The organism is Pantoea sp. CTOTU50773, assembly GCF_032082325.1.
GTDB lineage: Bacteria > Pseudomonadota > Gammaproteobacteria > Enterobacterales > Enterobacteriaceae > Pantoea > Pantoea communis.
The window spans coordinates 1-4,281 of sequence record NZ_DAMDQC010000243.1 but is presented as its reverse complement, the minus strand read 5'-3'; the positions used below and the strand labels follow the sequence as shown (position 1 = coordinate 4,281).

The window sequence follows — 4,281 nt, the reverse complement described above, 5'->3', positions numbered from 1 at the left end:
CTTCCGTTAATGGCCGCCTGAAAGGCGCGCATATCGTCATGGACAAAGTCAGCGTTGGCGCGACCGTGACCATCATGAGTGCGGCAACGCTTGCCACTGGCACGACCATTATTGAAAACGCCGCGCGTGAGCCGGAAATTGTCGATACGGCAAACTTCCTCAACACGCTGGGCGCAAAAATCAGCGGTGCAGGCACAGATAAAATTACCATCGAAGGCGTAGAACGTCTGGGTGGCGGTGTGTATCGCGTTCTGCCGGATCGTATCGAAACCGGTACCTTCCTTGTCGCTGCTGCGATTTCCCGCGGTAAAGTGGTGTGCCATAAAGCCCAGCCCGATACGCTGGATGCGGTACTCGCAAAACTGCGTGATGCGGGTGCCGAGATTGAAACCGGTGAAGACTGGATCAGCCTCGATATGCACGGTAAGCGCCCTAAGGCAGTTAACGTCCGTACTGCACCACACCCAGGTTTTCCAACCGACATGCAGGCACAGTTCACCTTGCTGAACATGGTGGCGGAAGGCACAGGCGTGATCACCGAAACCATCTTCGAAAACCGTTTCATGCACATCCCTGAGCTGATTCGTATGGGCGGTCACGCGGAAATCGAAAGCAACACTGCGATTTGCCACGGTGTTGAGACGCTGTCAGGTGCACAAGTGATGGCAACCGACCTGCGCGCCTCTGCGAGCCTGGTACTGGCCGGTTGCATCGCGGAAGGCACCACCATTGTGGACCGTATTTATCATATCGACCGTGGCTATGAGCACATCGAAGATAAACTGAAGGCCATGGGTGCCAATATCGAGCGCGTCAGCGGCGAATAACGCTGACTCAACGTTTGATGATAACCAGTCACGATAACGTGGCTGGTTTTTTTATGTCCTGGATCTCAGGTCTCCTGCCGAACCCTGGGGGATCGAATACGTTTTTTGCGATCCAGCAAGCGCGATGTAATGGGATCATAATAGCGAGTTGGCCAGATCTCGGCGGGATGTACACCGATCGCGTCAGCGATCAACCACTCTCCTTTGGGCCAGGGGCGGGAAAGTGCGTTGGAGAGTGTGGACGAGTTCAGCCCCGAATTGCGTGACAATTCAGCCATTGATGTGCCTTTTTTACGCAGTGCGGCAATCACATCTGCGGGATGCCAATCCTGTTTCCTTGCTTTCATAACGTCCTGCTCCTTGTCCATGTTATTGCGTTGTCTCTGCCGCAACGGGCGTATCCAATACAGAGATATTAGGAAAAAACAAAAACCTTATAGCAAATAATTTCCATAAGCTTCCAGTAATTGTTTTGGCCTCGCATTAAACTGAGCTCTCTTTCGCAAAAGCGATGCAAGGAATGTAATGGGCAGTCAGGTGAAGCGCTGGGAAGTAAAGCAGGGGGAGAATACGGGTGAGGCAGGAAAGAAAACGGGGCTATGCCGCCCCGTAATAGCAATCAGAAATCACGCTGCACTGACATGTGGGCCAATGCTTCGAGTGCACTACGCCACGGCGTTTCTGGCAGGGCCTGCAGAGCAGCAATGGCTTTATCCGCCTCTTCTTCAGCGCGTTTGCGCGTCCATTCCAGCGAGCCAGTTTGTTGCATGGCATCCAGTACCGGTTCCAGCAGATGGCGACCGTTGCCTTCTTCGATTGCTTTGCGGATCATCTGAGCTTGCTCTGGTGTACCGTTGTGCATGGCATGGAGCAGCGGCAGTGTCGGCTTGCCTTCGCTCAGGTCATCACCGGTATTTTTACCCAGGGTTTCGCCATCCGCACTGTAATCCAGCAAATCGTCAATTAACTGGAAAGCGGTACCCAGATAGCGACCATAATCCTGCAGCGCTTTTTCCTGCGCCGGCGTGGCTTCAGCCAGAATCGCGGAGGCTTGAGAAGCCGCTTCAAACAGGCGCGCGGTCTTACTGTAGATGACGCGCATGTAGCTCTCTTCCGTGATATCGGGATCGTTGCAGTTCATCAGCTGCAGCACTTCACCTTCCGCAATCACGTTCACTGCTTCAGACATCAGCGCGAGGATCTTTAAGGATCCCATGCTGGTCATCATCTGAAACGCGCGGGTGTAGATGAAGTCCCCCACCAGCACACTGGCAGCATTACCGAACGCGGCATTGGCAGTGGCTTTGCCACGGCGCATATCGGATTCATCCACCACATCATCGTGCAGCAGAGTCGCCGTGTGGATAAATTCGATCAGCGCCGCATTGGTGACATGTAGCGATCCCTGGTAGTTCAGCGCACGTGCCGAGAGCACCGCGATCATGGGCCGGATACGTTTGCCTCCGCCGCTGATGATGTAGTAACCCAACTGATTAATCAGTGAGACATCTGAATTCAGCTGGTCGAGGATGGTCTGGTTGACGGCCGCCATATCCTGCGCGGTTAATTCATTAATCTGTTCTAAGTTCATTCGTCTGTTCAGCTTTGACTCGTATTTTGCATGGTAAGCGCTTTTACCCAGCGTGAGTTCAGGTAATCTGTTACTGATTGTACTTGAAAAATCGGGCTGAGAAACGTTTGCATTCGTCCTGCGCTTTTTTTCTGCAAGAGAGTGCAAAGTGCACTTGTCTTCTGCTGGAGATTTGCGTAGAATTCGCGCCCTATTGTGAATATTTATCGCGCCGCCTGATGAATAGAAAGGCATGCGCAGAAGCGGAGTTTTATATGTACGCGGTTTTCCAAAGTGGTGGTAAACAACACCGAGTAAGCGAAGGTCAGACCGTTCGCCTGGAAAAGCTGGACATCGCAACCGGCGAAACCATTGAGTTCGACCAGGTTCTGATGATTGCAAATGGCGAAGACGTGCAAATCGGCGCGCCACTGGTATCAGGCGGTGTGATCAAGGCAGAAGTTGTTGCTCACGGTCGTGGCGAGAAAGTTAAGATTGTTAAGTTTCGTCGTCGTAAACACTACCGTAAGCAAGCTGGTCACCGTCAGTGGTTCACTGATGTGAAAATCACTGTGATCGGCGCGTAAGAGGAGATCTGACAAATGGCACATAAAAAGGCTGGTGGCTCGACTCGTAACGGTCGCGACTCCAATGCAAAACGTCTGGGTGTTAAGCGTTTCGGTGGTGAATCTGTTCTGGCGGGTAGCATCATCGTTCGTCAGCGTGGCACCAAATTCCACGCAGGTACCAATGTAGGTTGTGGTCGTGACCACACCCTGTTTGCTACCGCAGACGGTAAAGTACAATTCGAAGTTAAAGGTCCTAACAACCGTAAGTACATCAGCATCGTTGCTGAGTAAGGTTGTTGTGACGCAGACGGTTAACGTCTGAACACACGAATTGAAGGCCCCGCAGCTTTGCGGGGCTTTTTACATTCTGCCGCAGGTTGCGGGATTCCCTCTGACCAAAACGCGCAGTTTGCTGTACAATTTATGTACTCCTGGCTTTGCCAGTCTTGTATTATCCGCCGCCGGTCAGCGCAGAAGACCCTGGCGGACCCGTTTGCTGTGCTTTAGTCGCCGCGAACGATAGCGTGACGGAGAAATAAAATGAAGTTTGTAGATGAAGCGACGATCCTTGCGGTTGCAGGCGATGGCGGTAATGGTTGCGTCAGCTTCCGCCGCGAAAAATACATTCCACGCGGTGGCCCGGACGGCGGCGATGGCGGTGACGGCGGTGATGTTTACCTGCTGGCGGATGAAAACCTGAATACCCTGATCGACTATCGCTTCGAGAAATCTTTCCGCGCCGAACGTGGTCAAAATGGCCAGAGCCGTGATTGCACCGGTAAACGCGGCAAAGACATCATTATCAAGGTGCCTGTCGGTACCCGCGTGATTGACCAGGGTACTGGCGAAACGCTGGGTGACATGACGCGCCACGAGCAGAAGCTGATGGTCGCGAAAGGCGGCTGGCACGGCTTGGGTAATACGCGTTTTAAATCCTCGGTTAACCGTTCCCCACGTCAGAAGACCATGGGTACGCCGGGCGAGAAGCGTGACCTGCAGCTGGAGCTGATGCTGCTGGCTGATGTCGGTATGCTTGGTCTGCCGAATGCCGGTAAATCGACCTTTATTCGCTCCGTGTCTGCGGCTAAACCAAAAGTGGCGGATTATCCGTTTACTACTTTGGTGCCAAGCCTTGGTGTAGTGCGCATGGACAACGAAAAGAGCTTCGTCGTCGCCGATATCCCGGGCCTGATTGAAGGCGCAGCGGATGGTGCCGGTCTGGGGATTCGCTTCCTGAAGCACCTTGAGCGTTGCCGTGTACTGTTGCACCTGATCGATCTGGCGCCGATCGACGAATCCGATCCGGTGGAAAACG

6 protein-coding genes are annotated in these 4,281 nt (G+C 53.3%); 4 read left to right on the top strand and 2 right to left on the bottom strand.

Annotated features, from left to right (window positions below):
• Window positions 1-827 (top strand): UDP-N-acetylglucosamine 1-carboxyvinyltransferase (murA, locus tag RT340_RS22145; protein WP_313377820.1); only part of this gene is annotated, 827 nt, incomplete at its 5' end.
• 65 nt (window positions 828-892) lie between these two features.
• Here murA and RT340_RS22140 read toward each other — a convergent pair.
• Window positions 893-1,174: a helix-turn-helix domain-containing protein gene (locus tag RT340_RS22140; RefSeq protein ID WP_097118193.1), complete on the bottom strand. Its 282-nt coding sequence runs from the start codon at window positions 1,172-1,174 to the stop codon at window positions 893-895.
• 272 nt (window positions 1,175-1,446) lie between these two features.
• On the bottom strand, window positions 1,447-2,418 hold the full coding sequence (gene ispB / locus RT340_RS22135) for an octaprenyl diphosphate synthase (protein ID WP_038649473.1): 972 nt from the start codon (window positions 2,416-2,418) through the stop codon (window positions 1,447-1,449).
• Window positions 2,419-2,672: 254 nt separating this feature from the next.
• Here ispB and rplU point away from each other — a divergent pair, with 254 nt between their 5' ends.
• The 3 genes from rplU to cgtA all read left to right on the top strand — a co-directional run.
• A complete protein-coding gene (gene rplU, locus RT340_RS22130) occupies window positions 2,673-2,984 on the top strand; it encodes a 50S ribosomal protein L21 (protein WP_034826596.1) in 312 nt (103 codons plus the stop codon).
• 15 nt (window positions 2,985-2,999) lie between these two features.
• Window positions 3,000-3,257, top strand: a complete 258-nt coding sequence (gene rpmA, locus RT340_RS22125; protein ID WP_003851093.1) for a 50S ribosomal protein L27 — start codon at window positions 3,000-3,002, stop codon at window positions 3,255-3,257.
• A 249-nt stretch (window positions 3,258-3,506) separates the two neighbouring features.
• Window positions 3,507-4,281, top strand: a 775-nt coding sequence (gene cgtA / locus RT340_RS22120) for an Obg family GTPase CgtA (RefSeq protein ID WP_313377815.1), incomplete at its 3' end; no start/stop codon positions are given.